The sequence below is a fragment of the Lacrimispora sp. genome (assembly GCF_031982545.1).
In the GTDB taxonomy this organism is placed as follows: Bacteria; Bacillota; Clostridia; order Lachnospirales; family Lachnospiraceae; genus Lacrimispora.
In genome coordinates, this window is record NZ_DALYXB010000010.1 from 14,554 (window position 1) to 39,323 (window position 24,770).

The 24,770-nt window shown below is 42.5% G+C and carries 23 protein-coding genes; all 23 read right to left on the reverse strand.

The features are described from left to right. Window positions 1-14 precede the first annotated feature (14 nt). A complete protein-coding gene (mutS, locus tag ABS301_RS16920) occupies window positions 15-2,669 on the reverse strand; it encodes a DNA mismatch repair protein MutS (protein WP_349673344.1) in 2,655 nt (884 codons plus the stop codon). A 26-nt stretch (window positions 2,670-2,695) separates the two neighbouring features. Continuing rightward, a complete protein-coding gene (gene miaB, locus ABS301_RS16925; RefSeq protein WP_349673345.1) occupies window positions 2,696-4,138 on the reverse strand; it encodes a tRNA (N6-isopentenyl adenosine(37)-C2)-methylthiotransferase MiaB in 1,443 nt (480 codons plus the stop codon). Between the two features lie 129 nt (window positions 4,139-4,267). Further along, on the reverse strand, window positions 4,268-5,779 hold the full coding sequence (gene abc-f, locus ABS301_RS16930) for a ribosomal protection-like ABC-F family protein (RefSeq protein ID WP_349673346.1): 1,512 nt from the start codon (window positions 5,777-5,779) through the stop codon (window positions 4,268-4,270). A 331-nt stretch (window positions 5,780-6,110) separates the two neighbouring features. Further along, window positions 6,111-6,815 (reverse strand): OmpA/MotB family protein, encoded by a 705-nt coding sequence (locus tag ABS301_RS16935; RefSeq protein ID WP_349673347.1) that lies wholly within the window; start codon window positions 6,813-6,815, stop codon window positions 6,111-6,113. An 18-nt stretch (window positions 6,816-6,833) separates the two neighbouring features. Further along, window positions 6,834-7,640 carry a motility protein A gene (locus ABS301_RS16940; RefSeq protein WP_349673348.1) on the reverse strand — a complete coding sequence of 269 codons (807 nt, stop codon included), beginning with the start codon at window positions 7,638-7,640 and terminating at the stop codon, window positions 6,834-6,836. Between the two features lie 156 nt (window positions 7,641-7,796). Then, window positions 7,797-9,041, reverse strand: coding sequence for a glutamate-5-semialdehyde dehydrogenase (locus tag ABS301_RS16945; RefSeq protein ID WP_349673349.1), 1,245 nt, complete (start codon window positions 9,039-9,041; stop codon window positions 7,797-7,799). 18 nt (window positions 9,042-9,059) lie between these two features. After that, on the reverse strand, window positions 9,060-9,602 hold the full coding sequence (locus tag ABS301_RS16950) for a 5-formyltetrahydrofolate cyclo-ligase (RefSeq protein WP_349673350.1): 543 nt from the start codon (window positions 9,600-9,602) through the stop codon (window positions 9,060-9,062). Next, window positions 9,580-9,801 (reverse strand): DUF896 domain-containing protein, encoded by a 222-nt coding sequence (locus ABS301_RS16955; protein ID WP_104437466.1) that lies wholly within the window; start codon window positions 9,799-9,801, stop codon window positions 9,580-9,582. Before ABS301_RS16955 ends, ABS301_RS16950 begins: the two co-directional genes overlap by 23 nt. 10 nt (window positions 9,802-9,811) lie before the next feature. Beyond that, window positions 9,812-10,675 (reverse strand): glutamate 5-kinase, encoded by an 864-nt coding sequence (gene proB, locus ABS301_RS16960; RefSeq protein ID WP_349673351.1) that lies wholly within the window; start codon window positions 10,673-10,675, stop codon window positions 9,812-9,814. Between the two features lie 67 nt (window positions 10,676-10,742). Further along, on the reverse strand, window positions 10,743-12,338 hold the full coding sequence (locus tag ABS301_RS16965) for an NAD(P)/FAD-dependent oxidoreductase (RefSeq protein ID WP_349673352.1): 1,596 nt from the start codon (window positions 12,336-12,338) through the stop codon (window positions 10,743-10,745). Continuing rightward, entirely contained in the window at window positions 12,325-13,560 is a 1,236-nt protein-coding gene (locus ABS301_RS16970) for a BaiN/RdsA family NAD(P)/FAD-dependent oxidoreductase (RefSeq protein ID WP_349673353.1), read from the reverse strand. The genes ABS301_RS16965 and ABS301_RS16970 overlap by 14 nt, the downstream gene beginning before the upstream one ends. A gap of 68 nt (window positions 13,561-13,628) precedes the next feature. Then, window positions 13,629-14,015, reverse strand: coding sequence for a hypothetical protein (locus ABS301_RS16975; protein ID WP_104437470.1), 387 nt, complete (start codon window positions 14,013-14,015; stop codon window positions 13,629-13,631). A gap of 54 nt (window positions 14,016-14,069) precedes the next feature. Further along, entirely contained in the window at window positions 14,070-15,746 is a 1,677-nt protein-coding gene (locus ABS301_RS16980) for a putative polysaccharide biosynthesis protein (RefSeq protein ID WP_349673354.1), read from the reverse strand. Next, window positions 15,733-16,887 carry a DUF3048 domain-containing protein gene (locus ABS301_RS16985; protein ID WP_349673355.1) on the reverse strand — a complete coding sequence of 385 codons (1,155 nt, stop codon included), beginning with the start codon at window positions 16,885-16,887 and terminating at the stop codon, window positions 15,733-15,735. The genes ABS301_RS16980 and ABS301_RS16985 overlap by 14 nt, the downstream gene beginning before the upstream one ends. After that, window positions 16,884-17,381, reverse strand: coding sequence for an rRNA maturation RNase YbeY (gene ybeY / locus ABS301_RS16990; RefSeq protein ID WP_349673356.1), 498 nt, complete (start codon window positions 17,379-17,381; stop codon window positions 16,884-16,886). Before ybeY ends, ABS301_RS16985 begins: the two co-directional genes overlap by 4 nt. Then, the gene (locus ABS301_RS16995; protein ID WP_349673357.1) at window positions 17,371-18,387 is read right to left on the reverse strand and encodes a PhoH family protein; all 1,017 of its coding nucleotides are present in this window, start codon (window positions 18,385-18,387) and stop codon (window positions 17,371-17,373) included. The genes ybeY and ABS301_RS16995 overlap by 11 nt, the downstream gene beginning before the upstream one ends. Further along, window positions 18,374-19,618 (reverse strand): sporulation protein YqfD, encoded by a 1,245-nt coding sequence (gene yqfD, locus ABS301_RS17000; protein WP_349673358.1) that lies wholly within the window; start codon window positions 19,616-19,618, stop codon window positions 18,374-18,376. Before yqfD ends, ABS301_RS16995 begins: the two co-directional genes overlap by 14 nt. 25 nt (window positions 19,619-19,643) lie before the next feature. Then, window positions 19,644-19,910, reverse strand: a complete 267-nt coding sequence (locus tag ABS301_RS17005) for a YabP/YqfC family sporulation protein (protein ID WP_104437476.1) — start codon at window positions 19,908-19,910, stop codon at window positions 19,644-19,646. A gap of 130 nt (window positions 19,911-20,040) precedes the next feature. Then, window positions 20,041-20,217 carry a 30S ribosomal protein S21 gene (gene rpsU / locus ABS301_RS17010; protein WP_003504099.1) on the reverse strand — a complete coding sequence of 59 codons (177 nt, stop codon included), beginning with the start codon at window positions 20,215-20,217 and terminating at the stop codon, window positions 20,041-20,043. A gap of 140 nt (window positions 20,218-20,357) precedes the next feature. Next, the gene (gene alaS, locus ABS301_RS17015) at window positions 20,358-22,964 is read right to left on the reverse strand and encodes an alanine--tRNA ligase (protein WP_349673542.1); all 2,607 of its coding nucleotides are present in this window, start codon (window positions 22,962-22,964) and stop codon (window positions 20,358-20,360) included. A gap of 51 nt (window positions 22,965-23,015) precedes the next feature. After that, complete coding sequence (locus tag ABS301_RS17020; protein WP_349673359.1) at window positions 23,016-23,165, reverse strand: hypothetical protein; 150 nt, start codon at window positions 23,163-23,165, stop codon at window positions 23,016-23,018. A gap of 142 nt (window positions 23,166-23,307) precedes the next feature. Beyond that, window positions 23,308-24,153: a lysozyme inhibitor LprI family protein gene (locus ABS301_RS17025; RefSeq protein ID WP_349673360.1), complete on the reverse strand. Its 846-nt coding sequence runs from the start codon at window positions 24,151-24,153 to the stop codon at window positions 23,308-23,310. Window positions 24,154-24,277: 124 nt separating this feature from the next. Then, entirely contained in the window at window positions 24,278-24,757 is a 480-nt protein-coding gene (gene rnhA, locus ABS301_RS17030; RefSeq protein WP_349673361.1) for a ribonuclease HI, read from the reverse strand. Between the last annotated feature and the right edge of the window lie 13 nt (window positions 24,758-24,770).

Consider the following 24,770-nt stretch of genomic DNA (forward strand, 5'->3'; position numbering starts at 1 on the left):
CTGCTCCTTTTTTCCTATTGCCAGCGATTTTTTAATTTGGTCTGCAGACGGTATAACGTATTCAGGGCATCTATGGGTGTCATATTGCCCAGCTCAAGCTCCCCTAATTCCCGGATAATATCGTCATCCTTTACCGTATCAAACAGTGACATCTGCTGTAAATCCACTTCGTCCGGCTTTGGAACAGCCTTTCGCTGGGATATGCCGCCATTTGCTTCCGCAATTTCTTTTGCTTTTGCTGTAATATCCGCATCGCTTAACTCTGCAAGCAGTTCCCTGGCTCTGATTATGACAGTATCCGGAACTCCAGCCAGCTTCGCAACCTGGATACCATAGCTTTTATCGGCTCCGCCTTTAATAATTTTTCTTAAGAAAACAATGTCATCACCCTGTTCTTTCACAGCGATGCAATAGTTATTGACCCCACTCATGGTTCCTTCTAATTCGGTTAGTTCATGATAATGAGTGGCAAACAGCGTCTTTGCACCAAGAAGTTTTTGGTTGCTGATATGCTCCACTACCGCCCATGCAATACTCAGGCCATCGAAGGTACTGGTTCCTCTTCCAATCTCATCCAGGACAATCAGACTGTTTTTAGTGGCATTTCTAAGAATATTGGCAACCTCTGTCATCTCCACCATAAAGGTACTCTGACCGGAAGCAAGATCATCAGAAGCTCCCACCCTGGTAAAGATCCGGTCACAGATTCCTATGTTCGCTTCATCTGCAGGGACAAAACAGCCAATCTGAGCCATCAGCACAATCAAAGCCGTCTGCCTCATGTAAGTTGATTTTCCTGCCATGTTTGGTCCCGTTATAATGGACAGACGGTTTTTGCCACTGTCCAGGTAAACGTCATTGGATACAAACATATCGTCCCGAAGCATCTTTTCTACTACCGGATGACGTCCGTTTTTAATATCAATAATACCTTTTTCATTCATCTGGGGTTTTACATAATTGTTTCTCGTTGCAACAGAAGATAAGGAAACAAGCACGTCAATGCCTGCAATGGCTCTGGCGCTTTTTTGAATTCTCAGTACCTTGGAAGCAATGGTATCACGGACTTCACAGAACAGGTCATATTCCATAGAAAAAAGCTTATCCTCAGCCCCCAGTATAATGTCTTCCAGTTCCTTCAGCTCATTGGTGGTATAACGCTCTGCATTGGCCAGCGTCTGCTTTCTGATAAAATAATCCGGCACAAGATCCTTAAAGGAATTGGTCACTTCAAAATAGTATCCAAATACTTTGTTATATTTTACTTTCAGATTCTTGATTCCGCTTTTTTCTTTTTCTTTTGCCTCTAAATCTGCCAGCCAGGTTTTCCCTTCTGTTTTTGCACTGCGAAGCTTATCCGCCTCTTCATGAAAACCTTCCCGGATAATTCCGCCCTCCCGGATGGAAACAGGCGGGTCTTCTATAATTGCACGCTCAATATAATCCTTAATATCGTCAAGGGGATCCAGTTCGTTGTATAAATCAGCTAAAAGTTCGCTGGTAAATTCCTTTAGCAGCGTTTTAATATGGGGAAGCATCTCCAGTGAACTCTTAAATGCAATTAAATCTCTTGGATTTGCGGTCTTATAGCTGATCCTTCCGATCAGACGTTCCAGATCATAGATGGGATTTAAATACTCACCAATCTCTTCTCTGGATATGTAATTCATGTTCAGCTCTTCAATGGCATTCTGACGCCCGATAATCTCAGATCTATGGATCAGAGGCTGCTCCACATAGGTACGCAGCATTCTGGCTCCCATAGCTGTTTTGGTGCGGTCAAGAACCCATAAAAGGCTTCCCCTTTTCTGTTTTTCCCTAAGAGTTTCAAGAAGCTCTAAGTTTCTTCTGGTAGAAGTATCGATTATCATGTACTGCCCGGTGGAATAAGGTGTGATGGTCGTAATATGAGACAGGCTGCTTTTCTGGGTCTCATACATGTACTGCATCACTGCACCGGCTGCAATTACACCCATATCGTAATCATCAAGCCCAAGCCCTGTAAGGGTGCCTACCTGATAATGCTCACGTAAAATTTTTCTGCAGACTTCGTCGGAAAAATAATGATGATCCAGAGATGAAATAACAGTTTGATACCGGTTTTTTATGTCTTCAATGTCCACACCTGACACGTAAAATGCTTCATTGCAAATGATCTCAGAAGGCGAAAATTTATTAATTTCATCGATCAGCTCCCGATCAGATTCCACCTGCGTTACCAGAAAGTCTCCGGTGCTGATATCGGTCACCGCAATTCCAAATGCTTCTCCGATGTAAACAACCCCCATCAGATAATTATTTCTTGTCTCATCAAGAGCCTGCGCGCTGGTTATGGTTCCGGGAGTTACCACACGGATTACTTCCCGCTTTACAAGTCCCTTCGCCTGTCTGGGATCTTCCATCTGTTCGGCGATGGCAACTTTATATCCCTTTTGAACCAGACGGTTTAGATAGGTTTCAACAGCATGATGAGGAACGCCGCACATAGGTGCCCGTTCCTCTAATCCGCATTCTTTTCCTGTTAAAGTTATTTCCAGCTCTCTGGATACCGTAATCGCATCTTCAAAAAACATTTCATAAAAGTCGCCCAGTCTGTAAAATAAAAGACAGCCCGGGTATTCTTTTTTTGTTTCTAAATAATGAGCCATCATTGGCGATAATCCAGCCATTCTCTTTTGTTTCCTCTTTTCTTCTGTTATGGTCTTAACGTTCCCATATAGTAAAATCCTTTTGATTCATCAAGATACACGTCCACTATTTTTCCGATCAGAGAAGGATCTCCCTTGAAATGGACGGTTGTGTTGCTGCTTAACCGTCCGGTTAAATAGCCTTCTCCATGGTCATTTACTTCCTCTGCCAGAACCTTCTGAACCGTATGAACTTCTCTGCCGCAAACTTCAGATGAAATCTGCTGGACTAAGGACAGTAATCTGTCAAACCGGTCCTTTACAACTTCATCCGGTATCTGGTCTTCCATTTTCGCTGCCGGTGTTCCGGTACGCTTGGAATAGATAAAGGTAAATGCGCTGTCAAAACGTACTTTTCTCACTACATCTAATGTTTCTAAAAAGTCTTCCTCCGTTTCCCCTGGGAAACCTACAATAATATCGGTCGTAAGGGAGATATCCGGCATGGCAGTACGAATTTTATCCACAAGTTCCAGATATTTTTCTTTTGTATATCTCCGGTTCATAAGTTTTAAGATCCGGCTGCTTCCTGACTGGAGAGGTAGATGAATGTGACGGCATACTTTTTTGGAATTTTTCATCGCCTCAATCAGCTCATCGGATAAATCCTTTGGATGGGATGTCATAAAACGGATGCGCTCCAAACCTTCCACCTCATCTGCCTGGGAAAGAAGCTTTGCAAAGCTGACAGGTTCTTCCAGTGTTTTTCCATAGGAATTAACATTCTGTCCCAACAGCATGATTTCTACCACACCGTCATCTGCAAGTCCTTTGATCTCATTAATAATGTCTTTGGGGCTGCGGCTGCGTTCTCTTCCTCTTACGTAAGGTACAATACAATAGCTACAGAAATTATCACAGCCAAACATAATATTAACACCGGATTTAAACGAATATTTTCTGTCTGCCGGAAGATCTTCCACCACCTGGTCGGTTCCCTTCCAGATGTCAACCACCATCTTTTTGACTTCCAGACGCTGGTATAAAAGCTCTGCCAGCTTATAGATATTATGAGTACCAAAAATAACGTCTACAAACCGGTAGCTCTTTTTAATCTTTTCTACCACATCCTCTTCCTGCATCATGCATCCGCAAAGAGCGATTATCATATCAGGATTTTTCCTTTTCAGGCTGTTTAAAACCCCAAGTCTTCCATAAACCTTCTGATTGGCATTCTCTCTTACCGTACAGGTGTTATAAAGAACAAAGTCCGCCTCTTCGGTATCTGTCTGTACAAACCCGACGGCTTCTAAAATCCCCTCAAGCTTTTCGGAATCTCGGGAATTCATCTGACAGCCAAATGTCTGGGTGCAAAAGGTCATGGGGCGTCCAAGCTCTTCACTCCGGTGTTTTACATACCCACTGACTTTTGCCATAAAATAATATTGTCTCTCAGGTTCACTTACTGGTACTTCCCCTGTTAAATCTATCTGATCTATATCAATCTGCATCTGAAAAAATCCCTTTCATTCGTTCTGTTTTTAAACCCTTTATCAAAAGCATTTTACATGAAACACCATAAAATGTCAACTTTGCCAGACAGTTCTTCCGATTTTTTGAAACCGCAGTCAACAGCCTTTTTAGTAAGAAGACCGGACCGTAACAGGCTCTGCTCCCACATTCTGAGTAAAGAACTCATCGTGCTCCACCAGCAACATGGCCGGCTGAAATTTCAGTATCAGGTTTTCAATCTGGATTCTGGAGTATACATCGATAAAGTTTAAGGGTTCATCCCATATATAAAGGTGAGCCTGCTGGCATAAACTGCATGCAATTAAAACTTTTTTCTTTTGCCCTTCACTAAATGTTTCCATGGGTTTTTGAAATTGTTCCCTTGAAAAATCCAGTTTTCTTAAAAGCGCCTTAAACAGGGAATCCTCTACGCCACACTGTTTTCCGTATTCTGTCAGACTTCCCTTTAAAAAAGAGGTATCCTGTGAAACGTAGGAAATTATTATTCCGCTTGCAGTTTCGATTGTTCCCTGGTAATTAATAGAATCACCGGCTGTTTCATTACCCAGAATCAATTTCAGAATGGTTGTTTTTCCGCAGCCGTTTTTTCCCTGAAGGGATACTCTCTGTCCCTGTTCCAGGCTTAAACTGACCGGATCGCACACCGGCCCTTGGTAAAATGGGACAACCTCATTTAACACAAGAAGTCTGCCGGAATGATGCTTTAGCGGATACAGCTTTAAATCTTCTGCTTCCTCAATATTTTTTAACAGACCCTTTTTATCATCAATTGCCTGATTCTGCCTGCGTTCCAGATTTTTTCTGCGCATCTGCATGCGCCTTGATTTTTCTCCCACATAGGCTCTTGTATCAATGGACTTTTCATGAATCATTGATTTTTTTCCTATTTTTGTGGATTCTACTTTATCCGCCCATTCTCCGGATTGTCTGGCTGCTTCTTCCAGATGCCGGATATCCTTTTTTAAACGTTCATTTTCCGACTGCTCATATTGATCTTTTCTCTGGCGATTCTCGTACCACACAGAGAAGTTGCCTTTTTGAACCTCAATGTCAGCACGGTTAATGGATAAAATATGGTCTACCGAATCATCTAAAAACTTACGATCATGGGATACGAGAATAAATCCTTTTTTGCTGTTTAGATACTGACTGACCAATTCTCTTCCTTCCCTGTCCAAATGATTGGTGGGCTCATCAATAAGAAGGAAATTGCCCTCGCGTAAAAACAACGCGGCCAGTAAAACCTTTGTCCGTTCTCCGTTTGACAGAGTATTGTAGGGCCGGTAAAGCACATCTTCTGAAACCTTAAGCTTTGTCAGTTCTCTTTTTATTTCCCAGTATGGACAGTCGCCCAGAATGGAGTTGATGATATCAAGGGTCTGCGCTTCCTTGTCCTCCACTTCATAGGGAAAGTAATCAAATGTAACGTTTGATACAATACTCCCTGTATATTCCATCCGGTTCATAAGAAGATTTAAAAATGTAGTCTTCCCCCGCCCGTTTCTTCCTGTAAAACCAAGCTTCCAGTCTGTATCCAGCTGAAACGTAGCGTGTTCAAATACCGGATCGCTGCTTCCTTCGTAAGTAAATGAAAGATCTGTAACCTGAATCAATGACATAGACATCCCTCCAAATATAGCAGAAAATAAATTTCTGCATAAAAAACAGCTGCAAGAATCATATTTCTCACAGCCGGATCGGTCAAAAAGAACAGGCACGGCCGTTCTCCTTGCAGATGGTGTCTATTTCAGGACACAAAAAAAGGCTAGAGAATGAAGTAATATTCTTGCAAAAATAGGCACAATAAAAAAAGATATAAAAATATCCTAATCATCATGCAGTTACTTTACAAGAATTATTTCTTCATCCTTTCACCCCTTCCATTTCTTCTGACGGTAGTTTATCATACAATAATTAAATTGTCAAACAATAACACTCTATTTTATCACGTCAATTCGCCCTTCCCGTAATGGTAATTTCTACTCTTCGGTTTTGAGCCTTGCCGTTCTCCGTGTCGTTAGAGGCAATCGGATTGTAATGAGAATTTCCCTCAATTGACATTTTGTCAGCTTCCAGCCCCATGGCTGTCATTTGATTTAAAACAGAAACTGCACGGTCGACCGATAACTGCCAGGAGTCCGCTTCATTAGCCGGATCGCGGTTGCCTAGGTCAGCCGTATTTCCAGTAATTGTAATATGGTTGATATCGGTATAAATTGACTGAAGGCTGCTGCTTATTTCCTGAATAACCGGTTTGCTTTCTGGCAGAAGAACTGCCGTATTGGGACTGAACAGCATGGCATCTTTTAAATGGATGGTAACCGAGGAGCCAGTGGAACTTAAATCTATCATCTGCCCCAGGTTATTGTCGGAAATATAATTCTGCAGTGCTTTATATACTTTCTCAAGATTATCTGCAGGCTGCACTCCCGTCACTGCCCCGCCTGTACTTCCGTCTGATGTCTGTGAGGTGTGATTTAATACCTGTTCCAGCCCCTGTGACATCTGTTTTACCTTAACAGTATCTACTGAACTCATTCCATACATAATAATAAACAGAGCCAGAAGCAGAGTAATCATATCAGAATATGTAAGAAGCCAGCGATCAGAGTTGTCTTTCTCTCCATCATCTGTGTCCATCATTCTTTTTCGCATCTTGATACCTCCCCTGTCCTAATTATCAATTCCCTGCTTATAGCGTTTTCCGCCATCAGAAAAGGCCTGAAAATAAAGTGCAAGTTCGTTTTCAATGTTTCTGGAGGTGTTACCGTTGGCAATCATACATACACCGTCAACAATCATTTCCTTTTGGATATGCTTTCGTTTCAGCTGTGTTTTTAATTTCGTTGCAATGGGAAGATATACAATATTTGCGAGAAATACACCATATAAAGTAGCGATAAATGCAGTACCGATGGATCCGGCAAGCTTTGATGGATCATCAAAGCCGGAAGCTAAAACCATAATCAGTCCCATAACCGTTCCGATTACGCCCATAGTGGGAGAATATCCTGCGGCCGCCTCAAATACGCTGACTTCAATGCTCTTTTGCTGAACATATGCCCTGATATCCGACTCCAGCGTGTACTGAATCGATTCGGGAGATTTTAATTCCTGAATCAGTACCAGTCCTTCCTTCAGCAGTAAATATTCTTCCTGATTTAATTCAGGATCACGGCTGATATCCTCTAAACAGGTTACTCCATCTGCTCTGTAACGGTTTGCTATCATGGAAATCTTACTAATCATTTTTTCCATACTGGCAGAATGGGGATGTTTAAAGCTTTTAAACATAGCCTTCATCGCCATAGCTATATCGTTGAGTGAAAAAGAGGCAACAACAGCTCCTACTGTCCCGCCGCAAACAATAATAAAAGGGCTTAATAAAAATAGGGACGAAATAACTCCATGCTCCAGCGAATAGCCTGTTAAAAGTGCTGCCGCTCCAATTATAATACCAATAATCAGTGAAAAATCCATATTATTCTCCTTTATGCCCAACGATTAATTACAGCTATAATTTTACCATATGCTGTAAAACATAGATGCTAAAATATTGCTAATATTAATTTCAAAGCATCGATTTGTTGGTATAAATCAGAGTAAGCCGTAACTGTCATTTCTGACAAAGCAGAATTATGGACGAATCTGTCCATTTCCATAAATAATATATTTGGTGGTAGTCAGTTCTTTCAATCCCATAGGACCTCTGGCATGAAGTTTCTGAGTGCTGATTCCAATCTCAGCCCCAAATCCAAACTCATATCCATCGGTAAACCGTGTCGACGCATTCACATAAACAGCTGCTGCATCAATTTCATTTAAAAACTTTTGGGCATTATTATAATCATTTGTAATAATCGCTTCGGAGTGCTTGGTATTATAACGGTTAATATGAGAAATAGCTTCCTCTACAGAATCAACAAGCTTTAAGGATACAATATAATCCAAATACTCGGTACCCCAGTCTTCTTCCGTTGCAGGTACAAAGTCCTTCACAATCTTACAAGCCTCCTGATCTGCCCTGATTTCCACTGATTTTGTTAAAAGGCGCTGGTTTAAAAGTGGCAGAAACTGCGCTGCAACCGCACGGTGTACCAAAAGGGACTCACAGGCATTACAAACCCCGATCCTCTGGGTCTTGGCATTGAAGATAATATCCAGTGCCATGTCAAAGTCTGCAGACTCATCTACAAAGATATGACAGTTGCCCGTACCGGTCTCAATCACAGGTATGGTGCTGTTATCCACAACGCTCTTTATAAGCCCTGCTCCGCCTCTTGGAATCAGCACGTCTACATATTCACGAAGACGCATGAATTCTTTTGTCTTCTCTCTGTCCGTATCTGTTATGAGCTGAAGAATATTCTCTGGCAGTCCTGCACGGGATAACCCGGTTCTTAACCATTTTACAATGGCTTTATTGGACTCCAGTGCATCACTTCCGCCTTTCAAAATCACTGCATTCCCAGATTTGAAACAAAGTCCAAAGGCATCGGCTGTCACATTGGGTCTTGCCTCATAAATAATTCCGACAACACCAAGTGGAACTCTTTTCTGGCCAATGGTAAGACCGTTGGGGCGCATCTTCATGGAAATCACTTCTCCCACCGGATCCTCTAAAGCTGCCACTGACAAAAGTCCCTCTGCCATATCTTCGATCCGCTTTGGGGTCAGTTCCAGACGGTCTATGAGACCCTGGCTCATTCCTGCTGCCGTTGCCTTGATCACATCATCCTGATTGGCAGACAGAATCTCCGCCTCTCCTTCCAACAAAGCGGCTGCTGCCGCTTTCAGTCCTTCCTCTTTTTTAGCAGAGCCAATGATTCCAATGATTCCTGTCACTTCTTTCGCCTGTCTGCCAATTTCAGTTATCGTCATAAAGAACCTGCCTTTCTTTTAAGGAATAATAATCATATCTACTGTTTTATCATGAGAATCTGCAGGGATCCGGTCAAATATCTGAAAGTCATAAGCAATGGCGATTCTCTTATGATCCGGTTCCTTTTCAAAGAACCGGTCATAATATCCGCCTCCGTACCCCAGCCGGTTTTTGTTTTTATCAAAAGCAATTCCCGGCACTACCATAGGCGCCTGGGTATCATTGATTTTTATACAGGTAGCCTTGGGTTCCATAATCCCCATCGTACCTTCTTCCAGATCTGATTTTCCTGTAATGACATAAAAGTCCAGATTTTTTCCTGATACTTTGGGAACCGCCACGCATTTACCCTGTTTTAATAAATGCTCCATGAATTTCCAGGTACCGGCTTCATGACGCATTGAGGCATAACAGTAAATACAGAAAGCTCTGTTAATCTCCTCCAGTTCCAGAAGTCTCAGACAGATCCCATCATCCCACCTGGCTTCCTGTGACACACTAAGACCACTGCGATGTTCCTTTACCCATTTACGAATCTCATTCTTCTCCGACATTACCATATTTTTTACCCAGATCTGTAACAGTGCCGTCTGCTTCCTGAATGGAAATATTGTTTAAATTTCCTCTTAAGCTGCCTCGTATGGCTTCAATATATTCTTTTCTTAAAGCTGCCTGTTCTGCCTTTTCTTCTTCTGACAGTCCGGTTGCTTTTGATTTATGATAAAGTGTGTTAATCCGATCGATCTTATCCTGATTCATCCTGCTCTCCTTAATACTCGTAATTAATATAGGTCATTAAATCAAAATCATGATTGGGGTGAGCCAGAAACAACGTTCCCTTTTCCTGCCCGTCTAAAATCTGGCTGATAATTTCCACATGATCTCCGTTGGCAATCACCATATCACAGCCACTGTCAGTTGCAATCCGGGCTGCCGCCAGTTTGGCAGACATTCCTCCTGTACCAACATCACTGCCAGATGATGATTTTCCCATATTCATCAGCTCCGGTGTGATTTCTCTTACAAGGCTGATGAATCTGGCGTCTTTGTTCTGCCTGGGATCATCGGAATAAAGTCCGTCAATATCAGATAAGAGGATGAGAAGATCTGCCCCGATTAAGGCAGCTACCACTGCTGAAAGCCTGTCATTATCACCGAAATTATCCACAAGGGGGATCTCTGAAGTTGAAACAGTATCATTCTCATTTACAACTGGAATCGTTCCCAGTTTTAAAAGTTCATCAAATGTGTTCTGCGCATTAAAACGACTGTTTTCACTGACCATGGTATTCTTAGTAAGAAGCACCTGTGCTGCTATCTGGTTGTATTCTGCAAACAGCTTTTGATACACCATCATAAGCCTTGCCTGCCCTACTGCTGCAAACGCCTGCTTCTCTGATATGGTAACGGGTCTTGTGTGACGGCCCAGAGCCTGCCGTCCTGCTGCAATTGCACCGGAAGAAACCAAAACCACTTCTTTTCCCTGTCCTTTTAAATCGCAAATTACCCGAATGAGCTTTTCAATCTTCATCAGATTTAAGTCTCCGGTATGAGTATGGGTTAAGGAAGAAGATCCGATTTTAATTACAATTCGATTTTTATCCTTCAGCTTAATACGTTCCTCAATATTCATCTTCTTCATCCGCTTTCTAAATTACTTTTTATCTGATATCTTACATCATTTTTTAAATTACGTCAATTTAGAAAGAAAAGCTTTTATACCGGCTGACGATGGCTTCTGCAACTTTCAGCCCATCCATTGCGGCTGATGTGATTCCGCCTGCATAGCCAGCGCCTTCGCCACATGGGTAAATTCCTCTGATCCTGCTTTCAAATGCCTCATCTCTGGTAATCCTGACCGGAGATGAAGTTCTGCTCTCCATGCCTGCCAGTATGGCATCCTGTCTGCGAAAGCCTCGGATTTTTCCTTCAAAAGCTTCAACGCCTTCTATAATGGATTCCGATATATAGTCTGGAAGCATTTCTCTCATATTGGTGAACTCATACGCTCCCTTCAATGCCGGTTTCACCTCGCCAAAGGTGCTTGAAGTGCAATTATTCTTAAAATCTCCGTAAAGCTGAATGGGTATCTTACCCTTACCCAGCAGATAAGCCGCCTCTTCCAGTTTCCTCTGGTAAGCAATTCCCCCAAGAGGAGAATCATCGTCAAAGTCATCAGGAGTTACAGTAACGATCAGTGCACTGTTTGCATTCAATCCATCCCGCTTATGATAACTCATTCCATTGACTGCCAGCCGCCCTTCTTCTGAAGAAGCATTCACCACATATCCGCCGGGGCACATGCAAAATGTGTAGATTCCTCTTCCGCTTTTACACTGATGGGTAAGTTTATAATCCGCTGCACCAAGAACCTCCGGAGCGTCTTTCCCATACTGGGAGCAGTTAATTTCTTCCTGGGGGTGCTGGATTCTAAGTCCAACAGCAAATGCTTTGGCTTCCATGGGAACCCCTCTTCGTTCCAGTACATGAAACGTATCTCTGGCACTGTGTCCGATGGCAAGAATTAAAGTTTCCACAGGAATTTCTTCCCCTTCATTTACCATGATGCCTGAAATATTCCCGTCCTTCATCAGAATGTCAGTAACCAGACTGTTAAAACGGACCTCTCCGCCAAGACGAATAATTTCTTCTCTCATATTTTTTACGATTCCGCTTAGTACATCTGTACCAATATGAGGCTTGTTCACATATAAAATGGATGGATCTGCTCCGAATTCTACAAACAGCTCTAAAACTTTACGGTTCCGCATCAGTGGATCCTTAACCAGAGTATTTAATTTTCCGTCAGAAAAAGTTCCTGCTCCACCTTCCCCAAACTGCACGTTGCTATTGGGGTTTAATGGCCCGCCATTCCAGAAACCATCCACTGACTGCTGTCTCTTATCAACATCTTCTCCCCGTTCCAGAATAAGGGGACGGTATCCGCTTCTTGCCAGCATAATTGCACTAAACAATCCTGCAGGACCTGCTCCTACTATAACCGGACGGTGTGCCAAAGTTTCTGTCCCGCACTGTGGAAACTGATATTCTTTTTTCACTGCCAGTGTAACATTGGCATCTTTCACTCTATGTACAATTGATTCTTCGTCTTTTGTCTCAATGTCAATGGTGTAGATAAAACGAATCCCATCTTTTTTACGGGCATCAACCGATTGTTTGATTATTTCGTAAGATGTCATCCCAGTTACAGGAATCCGCAATAATTTCGAAACCTTTACCAGTAAATCTTCTTTGGTATGATTCACTCCAAGTTTTAATTGACTAATTCTTATCATATTTTATTTCTCCTCTTCCTGCATGGATTCCAGCTGTAATTCCGCTGGACCATGCCCACTGTAAGTTGTAACCTCCACAGATTCCATCTACATCAAGAATTTCTCCTGAAAAATAGAGTCCCCTGGTCAGTCTTGATTCCATCGTAACCGGATCTACCTCTTTTGTATCCACACCTCCGCTGCACACCTGAGCCTGGTCAAACGTGTTGGTAGAAACGATGATTGTTTTTAACTCCTTGATGCAGTGTACCAGATTTTTAATCTCTTTCTCTGTTATCTCTTTTACCCAGGATTCCCTGCCGATACCAGCCTCTTTTAAAAGGATCTTTGCCAGTTTTGAATTTAAAACACCATGTAAAAATTCCTCCGCTGGTCTGTATTCAAATTGTCTGTGCCGGGTAAAAAGAAGCTTTTCTAAGTCAGTAAGGGAAAGCTCCGGAAGAAAATCCAGCTGTGCTGCAGCCTGTCTTCCTTCATTCATGGCTCTTGCCGCATATCTGCTGATCTGGAAAACAGGAATTCCGGAGATTCCATAATCCGTGATCTGAAGTTCTCCTCTGTCTGAGACAGTCGTTTTTCCATCTATCTTAAGAGTCACAAGCGCATCGGTTCTGACTCCTGCTGCCTGCTTGTACCATTTCTCCTTGCAGCGAAGCTGAACCAGGGCCGGCAGAGGCTCTATAATATGATGCCCCAGCTTTCTGGCAAGGCTATAACCGCTGCCGTCAGATCCTGTTTTTGGAGCTGCCATGGAACCAGCTGCAAGAATAATCCTGTCACATCTTTGTTTTCCATGATCTGTAATCACAGTCAGATCCTTTTTGATTTCTTTTACAGGACACTCTGTAACGATCCGGACACCCAGATGTTCCAGTTCAAAAAGCATTGCCTCCAAAACAGTGGAAGCCTGTCCGGAGTTTGGATACACATATCCATTACGTTCAGTGAGCACAATTCCCAGACCTTTAAAAAAATCCATGGTCTGGCTTACCGTAACTGTATGAAGTGCCGGAAACACAAAATCCGGCTGATTTCCTCTGTAAGCATCTTTGGGAGCCTGCAGATTCGTAATATTGCACTTCCCGTTGCCGGTTGAAAGAAGTTTTTTCCCCGGCCTGGCTGTATGTTCCATAATTGTAACAGAAGCTCCCTCTCTGGCTGCTGAAATGCCCGCTGCCAGACCAGAAGCTCCAGCCCCTATAATTATGATCTGTTGTTTCATCCTGTCCTCCTTACATTCAGTCAGACCTATTGTATCTGCTTTATGGTAAAATATCAATCACATTTCATTTAACTTGTATAGGATTCCAGATAATTAAATACTTCAACCATGGAAGAAAACCAGATTCCATCCATCAGCTTTCCTCTTTCTTCTTCCGGAAAATCTGTCACCGGCATATGGGTATAAAGACAGATGGTTGTTTTATCCTGATAGAGGACGAGTAAATACCCATCCTCTGATACAAGATAATACTTATCCTTACTTTCAGCATTGGCAGGCTTTGCCTCTTCCTGATTTATGACTATCTGCGCTTCCGTCACAGTTTCGGTTTCTATCGTTGCCCCAGGGAGGGCCTCCTCCGGTCGTACACTGTCTTTGGTAATGGCAAAGCCAACTCCCAGACAGATCGCAGATGCCGCAACAAATAATAGAAAGCAGAACATATACTTCTTCATGAGTTAATACCTCCTTCACGTAAGTATAGTATCTGCTTTCTTCTTACATTTTAATCACAAAAGATGGTATTTTCTTGCAATACCTGCCAATTTTCTTCCTCCAGGAAAGCCATTTAACTCTGATTCATCAACACACTGGAATTTTAACAGTAAAACTCCGTATACAATCACTGCTGCAGCGACAGCTGCTAAAACTCCCAATATATTATGTTTTAAGAAAGCATGTACCAGGAAATAGACTCCATAACAGACAGCACCCATAATTCCCGCTGCCAGAGTGGGAAGAAAGAATGTCTTTTTAATCTCCTGTCTGTAATTTAAATATTTCCGGATCGAAAAGCCATTGAGCAGACACATGGTCAGTGCAAACAATATATTGGAATATAAAACTCCATAGATTCCCATCTTAAGGGGATACAGCATCACCCAAAGGATTCCTACATGAAGAATCAGGGAAATAATTGCATTCCTTAAAGGCGTCTTCATGTGATTAATCCCCTGTAGGACTGCATTGGTAACCGTAGACAGGGAGAAAAATACAACGGCTGAGGAACCATAGATCATCATCTTAATCAGGGAGACATTATCACTTCTGCTAAACAATAGATTACAGATCGGTCCTGCAAGGACAGTCAGTCCCACTGTGGAAGGAATTGCAATGATCATGGAAAAACGAATTACCATGGATATCTTTCTAATAATCTGAGGTCTGCTTTTTTCTGCCACCGCCTGTGACAGGGATGGGATTAAGGCAGAGGCCAGGGAATTGGCGATTGCAACCGGAATATTAAAAAGAAGCCGGTACTTACCGGAATAGATTCCCCAGTTAGCGGCAATTTCAGGAGCTCCCATTCCCATAGAAGCCATACTGATCCCGTAAATGCTGTTATCAACAACAATACTGATATTGTACGCTACGCTGCTGAATACAATGGGAAGAACCGTCATAATCAGTACAGTGGACAAGCTGCCATACGTCTCCAAATATCCGGAACGGTCTCTTCTTGACTGTCGTTTCATAACAGGCCGGTAGCTGAACAGGATAAATAAAAGGAATAAAAGCCCGGCAAGTGCACCTGCTCCAGTACCTATGGTTCCACCTGCCGCGCCAAACGCATAGGAATACTGGGTAGATCCGTAGAGTACATTGGAACGGACTCCCTCCTGAAAGAGCATGGCTGCTGCATAGATGCTGATGACTGCGTTGACAATCTGCTCAAAAATCTGGGATATGGCTGTTGGAAGCATGGTGCCAATTCCCTGGAAATATCCTCTGAAGACCCCAAGATATGCAATAATTAAAATCGTGGGAGCCAATGTTTTTAAGGCATAGCTGGTATAGGGCATCTTTAAAAAGTCATTGGCAAATAAATCCGCTCCAAACCATAAAACTGCGGCTCCCAGCCCTCCTACCACCGTTCCATAAAACAAAGATACTTTCAGCACCTTTATGGAATTGATATATTCCTTTCTCGCCAGCCTTACAGCAACCATCTTGGAAACTGCAGTGGGAAGACTGTAGGATGAGACAATCAATAAAATGGAGTAGATGGAGAAAGCCGAGCTATAATAGCCGTTTCCTTCATCTCCCAGAATATCCGCAAGGGGGATCCGGTAAAACATTCCGATTATTCGGACTATAATACCTGCAGCCGCAAGTATAATTCCCTGTACAAGGAAGTTAGAAGCGCCCCTTTTATTTGTTTTTCTGCCTGTCTTACTCTTTTCCATAAATTTCTACTTTGGGAGAATCCTGTGCCGAAACAATGCAAACCCAGGTTTTTCCCTGGTTCAGGATGATCTCGTTATTCTCCATATCGTAATAATGTGTGGGCCCGAATTCTCCATCCTTAGACCATTTCACCGGAATAGCCCGGCCCCCGGTCACATACATTCCGAACGAATCATTGTGAACATTAATGTTAAGATATTCGGTTGTTGCATAATGAGCAGAGGGACAATACTGCAGTATGATATTCTTTACTTTGATCTGCCCTTCGTCTCCCTGATGAGCCTTTCCATACTGAAATCTGTAATAAAGCCCATCATCCTCATGATACTCAAACCATGGCTTATTATAAACATAGCCAGGATAAACCTTATAAGCATCCTTTACACTCTCTGCATCTTTTAAGGTAACCTCATGACCTGTTTTGGCAAACAGGTAGTGTCCCTTATATTCAGAATTATATTCCTTTTTAAAGCCCAGCTTTTCTATGGACTTGTTTAACCGATCTCCGCTGGTGTAGGCATTGTGAGGAGATTTCCGGTCAGTGGAACGAAAATATGCCACAGAACCAATGGCCTCAAGACCATTGATATGATCTAAGTTGGACAAATAAGGTTTGGCAAAGGTGCTCTGCCCGAAATGGGCATAAACAGCATCAAATTCACGTGCAAAGTATGTATAATATGTCCGGCAGCTTCTGACCGAACCGATTCTTTTAAGATTATCATAATCTTCAATAATAGCCATGTACCGGTTCATTCCGCCTTCTACCGGAGCTTCATATACAACTCCTGCACGGTTGATTCCATATTGAGGCAAAGCCTCTTTATCATTGCTCATCATCACTGCTACCGGTCTCCGGTTTCCGATTGATGCATCCACCATCTCCCCGGTTAAGTAACTGCGGATTTTACCATCTTTTTCGATACGTTCTTCCTTGGTATAGTATTCACCGGATTCTGTCTCTTCACCGGAGGATTGCTCTGTACTGCTGTTTATGCGGATTTCTTCTGTCATTTGTTCTTTCTGTGATTCTGACTGCAGATTTGTAACAGATACTTCCTCGTATTTTTTACTGCAGCCAGTTAACAAGGCAGCAGACAGCATTCCTATCGCAAAACCAAACCATACCCCTTTTCTCATCTTACGTATCCCCTCCGACTTAAAATTTCTTCCTGCTTTTGTTCCATCACAAGGCGCTCTTCATCCTGCATATGGTCATAACCAAATAAATGCAGCATGCTGTGAGCAATCAGAAATGCCAGCTCCCGATCTATGGAATGCCCGTATTTTTCTGCCTGCTCCTCAACCTTATCAACAGAAACCACAATATCTCCCAGAAGCAGCTCTCCTGTCTCCGGGTTAAATGAATCATAGGATTCCTCTTCCAGATGATCAAAATCAGATGGTGATTCATATTCAATCATGGGAAAGGAAAGTACATCTGTAGGACTGTCAATGCTTCGGTATTCCTGATTGATCTGTCGGATATCCTCGTTATCTGTAATTAAAACATTAATCTCTGCCTCATAAGGGCAGTTTTCATAATCTATGGCTTCTTCTACTACATTGCTTATAATCTCTTCATAGGGAATTTTCAGCTTTTTCTCCGCTTCGTATTCTATATTAATCGTCATAATGTGCCTTTCTTCCTGTGACCGGTTTTACTTTTCTGTCACTGGTCTTTTTCTTTGACTCAAATTCATCATAAGCCTGTACAATTTTTTGAACCAGCGGATGGCGGACTACGTCACTGCTGGTCAGCTGGCAAAAGCTGATATCATCAATTTTCTTTAAGATTCTCATGGCCATATCAAGACCTGAAACGGCTCCTGCCGGAAGATCCTTCTGGGTCTGGTCACCGGTAACAATCACCTTGGAACCAAAACCGATTCTGGTTAAAAACATCTTCATCTGGGCTGGTGTGGTGTTCTGAGCTTCATCAAGGATGATAAATGCATTATCCAGGGTTCTGCCACGCATATAAGCAAGAGGAGCTACCTCAATCAATCCCTTTTCAGCATTGTGGAGATAGCTTTCAGCACCCATGATCTGATACAGTGCATCGTAAAGCGGTCTTAAATAGGGGTCGATCTTACTTTGAAGATCACCGGGCAAAAAGCCCAGTTTCTCCCCGGCTTCAATTGCAGGTCTGGTTAAAATAATTCTGTTTACCTCACCGTTTTTAAAGGCCTGAATTGCCATCGCCATCGCCAGATAAGTCTTACCGGTTCCTGCCGGACCGATTCCGAACACCACCATCTTTTTTCTGATCTGATCTACATACTGTTTCTGACCCAGAGTCTTTGGCTTAACCGGTTTTCCGTTAATGGTTCTGCATATTATGTCCTTATCTATCTCAAGAATCTGATTGTCGCTTTCCGTAAAGGAAAGGGAAAGGGCGTAATCCACATTCTGCTCTGCGATTACATTCCCCCGTTTGGAAAGTTCAATCAGATTGCTGAATACACTCTTTGCTCTTTGTACCATCTGTTCCGGACCGATAATCTTAAGTGCCCCATCCCTGGTAATCATGGTAACATGAAGGGTTCGTTCTATTTTTTTCAAGTAGCTGTCAAATTGCCCGCATACATTCTTCTCGTGTTCAATCGGAATATCTATGATAGTTTCAATTACGCTCATTTGAATTATTTGTCTCCTCCGGTTCCTCAGTTGTCTGCATCTCCAGTGCTTGCTGTTTTCCTAATGGTTCTTCCGTCACAAAATCCATGGTAAACCGGCACAATGATTCATTATCTAGTATTTTAACATGATTTTCCAGAATTTGTACCCCCTTTTCCAATAATTTTTTCTGGAAGCTCTGATTCATCTGATCAGCCAGTTCTTTCTTCTCTTCTTCTGTATAAGGACGTTCATATGATATATATTCTTTCCCGGTTATCCTGCCCACATAGATGGGTAAATAAAAGTTTTCAAATAAATGAAGCTGGGTTTCCTCCATGGTACGTTTCCACGAGGTTCCTTCCGGTCTTGGTCTCATAAGAAGAAATGAAAACTTAAATGCTTTTATATATCTTCCTTTTCTCACTTTTCCTGTCTCTACATCAACGGTTTTAAAAAGCGGAATATTCCTGTTATAATGATACTCCGTTCTTGCCGTAATATCCCCGTCAGAGTGTACATAATGGGTATTTACAACTTCTTCATTATCTCCAATGATGGGAAGTGTACCGCTGACCAGCACATCTCCGGCTTTCACCTGATCCCCGATTTTTACCTTGGGAACTCCGCTTCTGACAATCATGGAGGTGATCGTGCCGTCTTTCTGGGCAACAAGATCACAGGGAGTTTCATCCCTGACCGGAATATCAGAGAGCACCTCGTTTTCTTTTATCTTAACCAAAAGCCTGGTGCCTGATACCCTTGCGGAAACCCAGGTAATCTCCGGGAAACGGGTTCTTAAAGATTCTTCCAGCACATCACAGTCAATTTTAGATTTTTTCATTCCATAACGGATCTCCTCTGATTCACAGAACTTCAAAAGAGTGTCGTATGTATACATCTGATTCCCATCAAATTCAATATCCCAGATAAACAGGGAAAGAGAATAAAGGATCATAAGAAAGCCCAAAAATCCGGCTGCATAGAATTTCCTTCTCCGGTTTCGGTATAAAAAAAAAGGAAGTCCAAACTTTTTCAAAATTCTAAGTCTGACCTTCGATTTACGGACAAGAGGCTTGATTTTACGAAATCCCGGTACCGTAATAAAAAACCGGTATGTATGACCAATATGAAATACATCCCAAACCTCAATTTCATGTGCGCTGCACATATTAAAAAAGCGCTCCGGAGAAAAACCGGTCATCTCAACCAAAAGATATCCAAAAAAGCGATGATTCAACCATATAAGCACGTAATTACACCTCCATTATTCCCGGTTAATCAAATTCCAGGGACTTAATGTAACCGTTGATTTTCATTTCCTCATTGGTGTAATACTCGATCATCAGGCGGCTTCCACCGATGATAACCCGGCAGTTTTTTGCCTGGATCTTGATTAAACAGTCTGTATATAAAATAATACTTCTGTAATTTTCGATCACAACACTATGGCGGCCCAGAAATGACACAAGCACCTCTCCAAGAACCACATCCTTTGGAAGTCGTAAGGCGGAAGCTGCTTTTACCTTTGTTTCCTCCAGCATGACTATTTCGCCTCTCTCTGATTTCTTCTTTTCTACTATATGCAATCGAGACAGGGAAAATTCTATCGCTCATAAAAAGACGAAAAAACCCCTGGTCACAAAATGAGACCAGGGATTCATCTTTTAAGAATTAGTTATATTTACGTTTTCTTGCAGCTTCAGACTTTTTCTTACGTCTTACGCTTGGCTTTTCGTAATGTTCTCTCTTACGAATTTCCTGCTGGATACCTGCTTTTGCACAGTTTCTTTTGAATCTGCGTAAAGCGCTATCTAAGCTCTCGTTGTCTTTAACGATTACATTTGACATAGCTCACACCTAACCTCCCTCCAGTTGTGTACTTGTGCATAATACAACTGTTTGGGTATTTTATAGCACTGATATGATTATAGCATAATTCTGTAATACGTCAAGAAAAATTTTTTATATTTTTTCAATTAATCCTGCTATTAATTCAGTTGTTCCGCCACTACTTCCGCTACTTTGGATAAGCATGCATCTACTCCTGCCGGATTCTTTCCGCCAGCCTGAGCCATATTTGGACGTCCACCGCCGCCACCTCCCACAAGGGAAGCTATGGCTTTAATTAAGTTGCCTGCATGGGCTCCTTTTTTCTGAGCTTCATCTGTAACAGCAGCCATTAAATTCACTTTTCCATCCTGAACAGATGCGATGACGATTACGCCTTCTCCCAGTTTGTCTTTTAACTGGTCGCCTAAGTTTCTAAGGCCATTCATATCCACATCAAGAACTTTTACAGCCAGAACTTTCATTCCCTTAACTTCTGTTACCTGATCCATAACATCCCCCAGGGAATCATTAGCCAGCTTACTCTTTAACTTCTCGTTTTCAGAATGAAGAGCCTTGATCTCTTCCAGGAGAGATTCAATCTTTGCTGTCAGGGAAGCAGGTGTGGTCTTTGCAGTTTTTGCCGCTTCATGCAGAGTTAATTCTGTCTCTTTATAATAGTTCATTAAGCCGTCACCGGTTAATGCTTCGATTCTTCGGACACCAGCCGCAATACCAGTTTCTGACAGGATCTTAAAGGATCCGATCACTCCTGTATTGGAAATATGAGTACCGCCGCAAAGTTCTGTTGAGAAGTCACCCATTTTTACTACGCGGACACTGTCACCATATTTTTCGCCGAACAACGCCATGGCGCCAGACTTTTTCGCCTCTTCAAGAGTCATGATCTCAGTCTGTACAGGGAGAGATTCTTTGATTTTTTCATTCACAAGAGTCTCAACCTTAAGGATCTCCTCTGGTGTTAACGCTGAAAAATGAGTAAAGTCAAAGCGAAGTCTGTCACCATCCACAAAGGATCCGGCCTGCTCTACATGGTTTCCAAGAACGGTTCTTAATGCCTTCTGAAGAAGATGGGTTGCACTGTGGTTCATTCCTGTATTCTGACGGTTCTCTTCGCATACCTTGCAGGTAACTTTATCACCGGTCTGAAGCATGCCTTTTATAACTCTTCCCACATGGCCCACTTTGCCGCCCTGAAGGTGAATGGTATCTTCTACTTTAAATTCTCCGGTTTCACAGATAATCACACCGGTATCCCCCTGCTGACCGCCCATGGTTCCGTAGAAGGAAGTTTTTTCCGTAACAATTGTTCCGGCTTCTCCATCAGTCAAAGCTTCCACAAGATCACTTTCACTGGTAAGTGCAGTGATTACCGTATCACAAACCAGACTGTCGTAGCCCGTAAATTCTGTGGTAAGAGATGGATCAATGGACTGGTAAACCGTTACATCTGCGCCCATATAATTGGTGGTCTTTCTTGCATTTCTGGCAGTTTCCCGCTGTTTTTGCATCGCTGCCTTAAAGCCTGCTTCATCCACACCAAACTGTTTTTCTTCCAGAATCTCAAGAGTCAAATCAAGAGGGAAGCCATAGGTATCATAAAGCTTAAACGCATCCTCGCCGGAAAGAACTTTGATTCCTTTTTTTACCATATCCTCTTCCAGATCATTTAAAATGGCAAGACCCTGGTCTATGGTTTTATTAAACTTATCTTCTTCCTGTGTAAGAACCTTTAATATCATGGCCTTTTTCTCTTCCAGTTCCGGGTAGCCATCCTTTGAAAGTTCAATCACAGTAGTCGATAAATCGGCAAGGAATTTGCCTTTAATACCAATCAGTCTTCCATGACGGGCGGCCCTTCTTAAAAGGCGGCGCAGTACATATCCTCTTCCTTCATTCGACGGCATAATTCCATCGGAAATCATAAAAGTACAGGAACGAACATGATCGGTGATGAGACGGAGAGATACATCAACATCCCCATCCTTTTTATACTCTGTATTGGCAAGGGTTGCAACGCGGTTTAAAAGCGCTTTAATGGTATCTACATCGAAAATGGAATCCACGTCCTGAACCACTACTGCAAGACGCTCCAGACCCATGCCTGTATCTATATTCTTCTGCTTTAATTCTTCATAGTTTCCCTGACCGTCGTTCTCAAACTGGGTAAATACGTTATTCCATACTTCCATATAACGGTCACAGTCACAGCCTACGGTACAGCCTGGCTTTTTACAGCCATACTTTTCACCGCGATCATAATAAATCTCAGAACATGGGCCACAAGGGCCTGCTCCATGCTCCCAGAAGTTGTCTTCCTTACCAAACCGGAAGATACGCTCTGGCGCAATACCGATCTCTTTGTTCCAGATCTCAAATGCTTCATCATCGTCTAAGTATACGGAAGGATACAGCCTGTCCGGATCCAGTCCGACTACCTCTGTTAAAAATTCCCATGACCAGTGAATTGCTTCATTCTTAAAGTAATCTCCGAATGAAAAATTGCCAAGCATCTCAAAAAAAGTGCCATGGCGGGCAGTCTTGCCAACATTCTCAATATCACCGGTTCTTATACACTTCTGGCAGGTTGTTACTCGTTTTCTTGGAGGAATCTCCTGACCTGTAAAATAAGGTTTTAAGGGTGCCATACCCGAGTTGATCAATAACAAGCTGTTATCATTATGTGGAACCAGGGAGAAGCTTTTCATCGCTAAATGTCCCTTACTCTCAAAGAATTCCAGGTACATTCTCCTCAGTTCATTCACACCGTAGTTATTCACGTTACTGTCCTCCGTTTGTTATTTAGTCTCATTCGCATCAGCTGCGGCACTAATGGCGTCTTTATGATCTCTGTATTTCTTTCCGCATACAATTCCTCCCCAGGAAATAAACAGGAAAAACAGGAATTTAATAGCGGTTCCCAGGAAACTTGCAAATATTTCTGTCATTATTTTTTCCTCCCGAAAGTTATTATAATATCGCTCATTTTATTATCCTATCACAAGGGATTTTATTTAGCAAGATGTTCATTTGTTATTTTTTTTACACAATAGAAAAAAGTACGGCAAAAACCGTACTTTTTTGTTCCTTCTATGGAGTAAGAAATTCCTCATACTCTGTGATCAGGTCATAAGCTCTCTCTCTGGTGGATTCCGCGAGAGAAGCGGTATACTCCAGTTCTTCCAGAGAACCGCCGCTGTACTTCTTCGCAGCTTCCTCCGCTTTTAAATCCCTGTCTTTAATCCAGGACTGCTGTGATGCTTCCAGCTTTCTTTTTGAGTCTTCCGGCAGGCTTTCAGAAATCGCCTCATATATTGTATTCTGCTCCCGGTTCCATAGCTTCAGTTCTTTGTCAGCCAGAGCTTTCATGGAATATGTGTTAGAGTCTGCAGAATCCTCTCTCATCTTTTTAATCTGGGCATCCAGCTCTTTGAAGTGCTTTCTGAAATAATCTGCGCTTTCATCGGGAGCTGCCGCCTGAGCTGTCTTGGCCTTTGAATCCGGAGTAATCGGTGTAATGACTGGTTCCGGTCCCACTGACTGGGTTTCACTTTCTTCGGATGGTTCTGTATCTCCTGCAGCCGGCTCTGCCATAAGTGCACGCTTCATCATCGGACCCTGGGTATCCTGAAGCTGGGCATTTTCGCTATTCTCTTCAGAGGTGATTGATTCCGAAGATGCTTCCGTTTCAACGGCAGCGGATTTCTTCTGTACTTCTTTTTGCATCATGATATCCGGAGAGATCTCCCGGACAGTATCGCTTCCTGCTGCTTTTTCTTCTTTTGAAAGCGGGCTGTCCTCGGAATATCCTGAAATTACGGAAGAATTCGTTGTGCTGTCTTTACCATTTACAAAGCTGAAGGTAGCAAAGGTCACCAATATACCGATGACCAGTATACTTCCTATTACAATCCAAATCCCTCTGTTTCTATTCATGACTTTTCATCCTAACATGATTTAATAAAATTACCATATCACAAATAAAAAAGAAAGAAAATAGGAAACTGGATTTAGTAAGAGATTGTAAGAGATATGTAAGTTTTATCACACCTATATCTCTTTAGGAAATGCCTTCATCCGTAATCAGATCATGTCCGTCGGCTGCACTGGTCGCCAGAACATCACACCTTTCATTCATCGGATGACCAGCATGTCCTTTTACCCAGTGAAACGTTACCTGATGCATCTCTTTTGCCCTCAGCAGGCGCTCCCATAAATCAATATTCTTTACAGGACCGCTCTTACCTCTTTTCCAGTCATTTTTCACCCAGTTATCAATCCAGTGCTGGTTGAATGCATCCGTTAAATATTTGGAATCTGAATACAGCTCTACCATGCATGGGCGTGTTAACGCTTCCAGACCTGCTATGGCCCCCATCAGTTCCATCCGGTTATTCGTAGTTTTCACATATCCTGCAGACATGGACTTTTCATGGAGCTGCCCTGTGGAATCTGTAAATTGCAAAATCGCACCGTAACCTCCGGGTCCGTCAGGATTTCCTCTTGCAGCTCCATCTGTAAATAATTGTACCTTTGTCAATTTCTCACGTTCT

Coding starts and splice junctions, on each gene's coding strand:
- mutS (WP_349673344.1), bottom strand. CDS start 2,669: ATGGCTGGATTATCGCCAATGATGGCTCATTATTTAGAAACAAAAAAA.
- miaB (WP_349673345.1), bottom strand. CDS start 4,138: ATGCAGATTGATATAGATCAGATAGATTTAACAGGGGAAGTACCAGTA.
- abc-f (WP_349673346.1), bottom strand. CDS start 5,779: ATGTCATTGATTCAGGTTACAGATCTTTCATTTACTTACGAAGGAAGC.
- ABS301_RS16935 (WP_349673347.1), bottom strand. CDS start 6,815: ATGCGAAAAAGAATGATGGACACAGATGATGGAGAGAAAGACAACTCT.
- ABS301_RS16940 (WP_349673348.1), bottom strand. CDS start 7,640: ATGGATTTTTCACTGATTATTGGTATTATAATTGGAGCGGCAGCACTT.
- ABS301_RS16945 (WP_349673349.1), bottom strand. CDS start 9,041: ATGACGATAACTGAAATTGGCAGACAGGCGAAAGAAGTGACAGGAATC.
- ABS301_RS16950 (WP_349673350.1), bottom strand. CDS start 9,602: ATGGTAATGTCGGAGAAGAATGAGATTCGTAAATGGGTAAAGGAACAT.
- ABS301_RS16955 (WP_104437466.1), bottom strand. CDS start 9,801: ATGAATCAGGATAAGATCGATCGGATTAACACACTTTATCATAAATCA.
- proB (WP_349673351.1), bottom strand. CDS start 10,675: ATGAATATTGAGGAACGTATTAAGCTGAAGGATAAAAATCGAATTGTA.
- ABS301_RS16965 (WP_349673352.1), bottom strand. CDS start 12,338: ATGATAAGAATTAGTCAATTAAAACTTGGAGTGAATCATACCAAAGAA.
- ABS301_RS16970 (WP_349673353.1), bottom strand. CDS start 13,560: ATGAAACAACAGATCATAATTATAGGGGCTGGAGCTTCTGGTCTGGCA.
- ABS301_RS16975 (WP_104437470.1), bottom strand. CDS start 14,015: ATGAAGAAGTATATGTTCTGCTTTCTATTATTTGTTGCGGCATCTGCG.
- ABS301_RS16980 (WP_349673354.1), bottom strand. CDS start 15,746: ATGGAAAAGAGTAAGACAGGCAGAAAAACAAATAAAAGGGGCGCTTCT.
- ABS301_RS16985 (WP_349673355.1), bottom strand. CDS start 16,887: ATGAGAAAAGGGGTATGGTTTGGTTTTGCGATAGGAATGCTGTCTGCT.
- ybeY (WP_349673356.1), bottom strand. CDS start 17,381: ATGACGATTAATATAGAATACGAAGCGGAGAAAAAGCTGAAAATTCCC.
- ABS301_RS16995 (WP_349673357.1), bottom strand. CDS start 18,387: ATGAGCGTAATTGAAACTATCATAGATATTCCGATTGAACACGAGAAG.
- ABS301_RS17005 (WP_104437476.1), bottom strand. CDS start 19,910: ATGCTGGAGGAAACAAAGGTAAAAGCAGCTTCCGCCTTACGACTTCCA.
- rpsU (WP_003504099.1), bottom strand. CDS start 20,217: ATGTCAAATGTAATCGTTAAAGACAACGAGAGCTTAGATAGCGCTTTA.
- alaS (WP_349673542.1), bottom strand. CDS start 22,964: ATGTACCTGGAATTCTTTGAGAGTAAGGGACATTTAGCGATGAAAAGC.
- ABS301_RS17020 (WP_349673359.1), bottom strand. CDS start 23,165: ATGACAGAAATATTTGCAAGTTTCCTGGGAACCGCTATTAAATTCCTG.
- ABS301_RS17025 (WP_349673360.1), bottom strand. CDS start 24,153: ATGAATAGAAACAGAGGGATTTGGATTGTAATAGGAAGTATACTGGTC.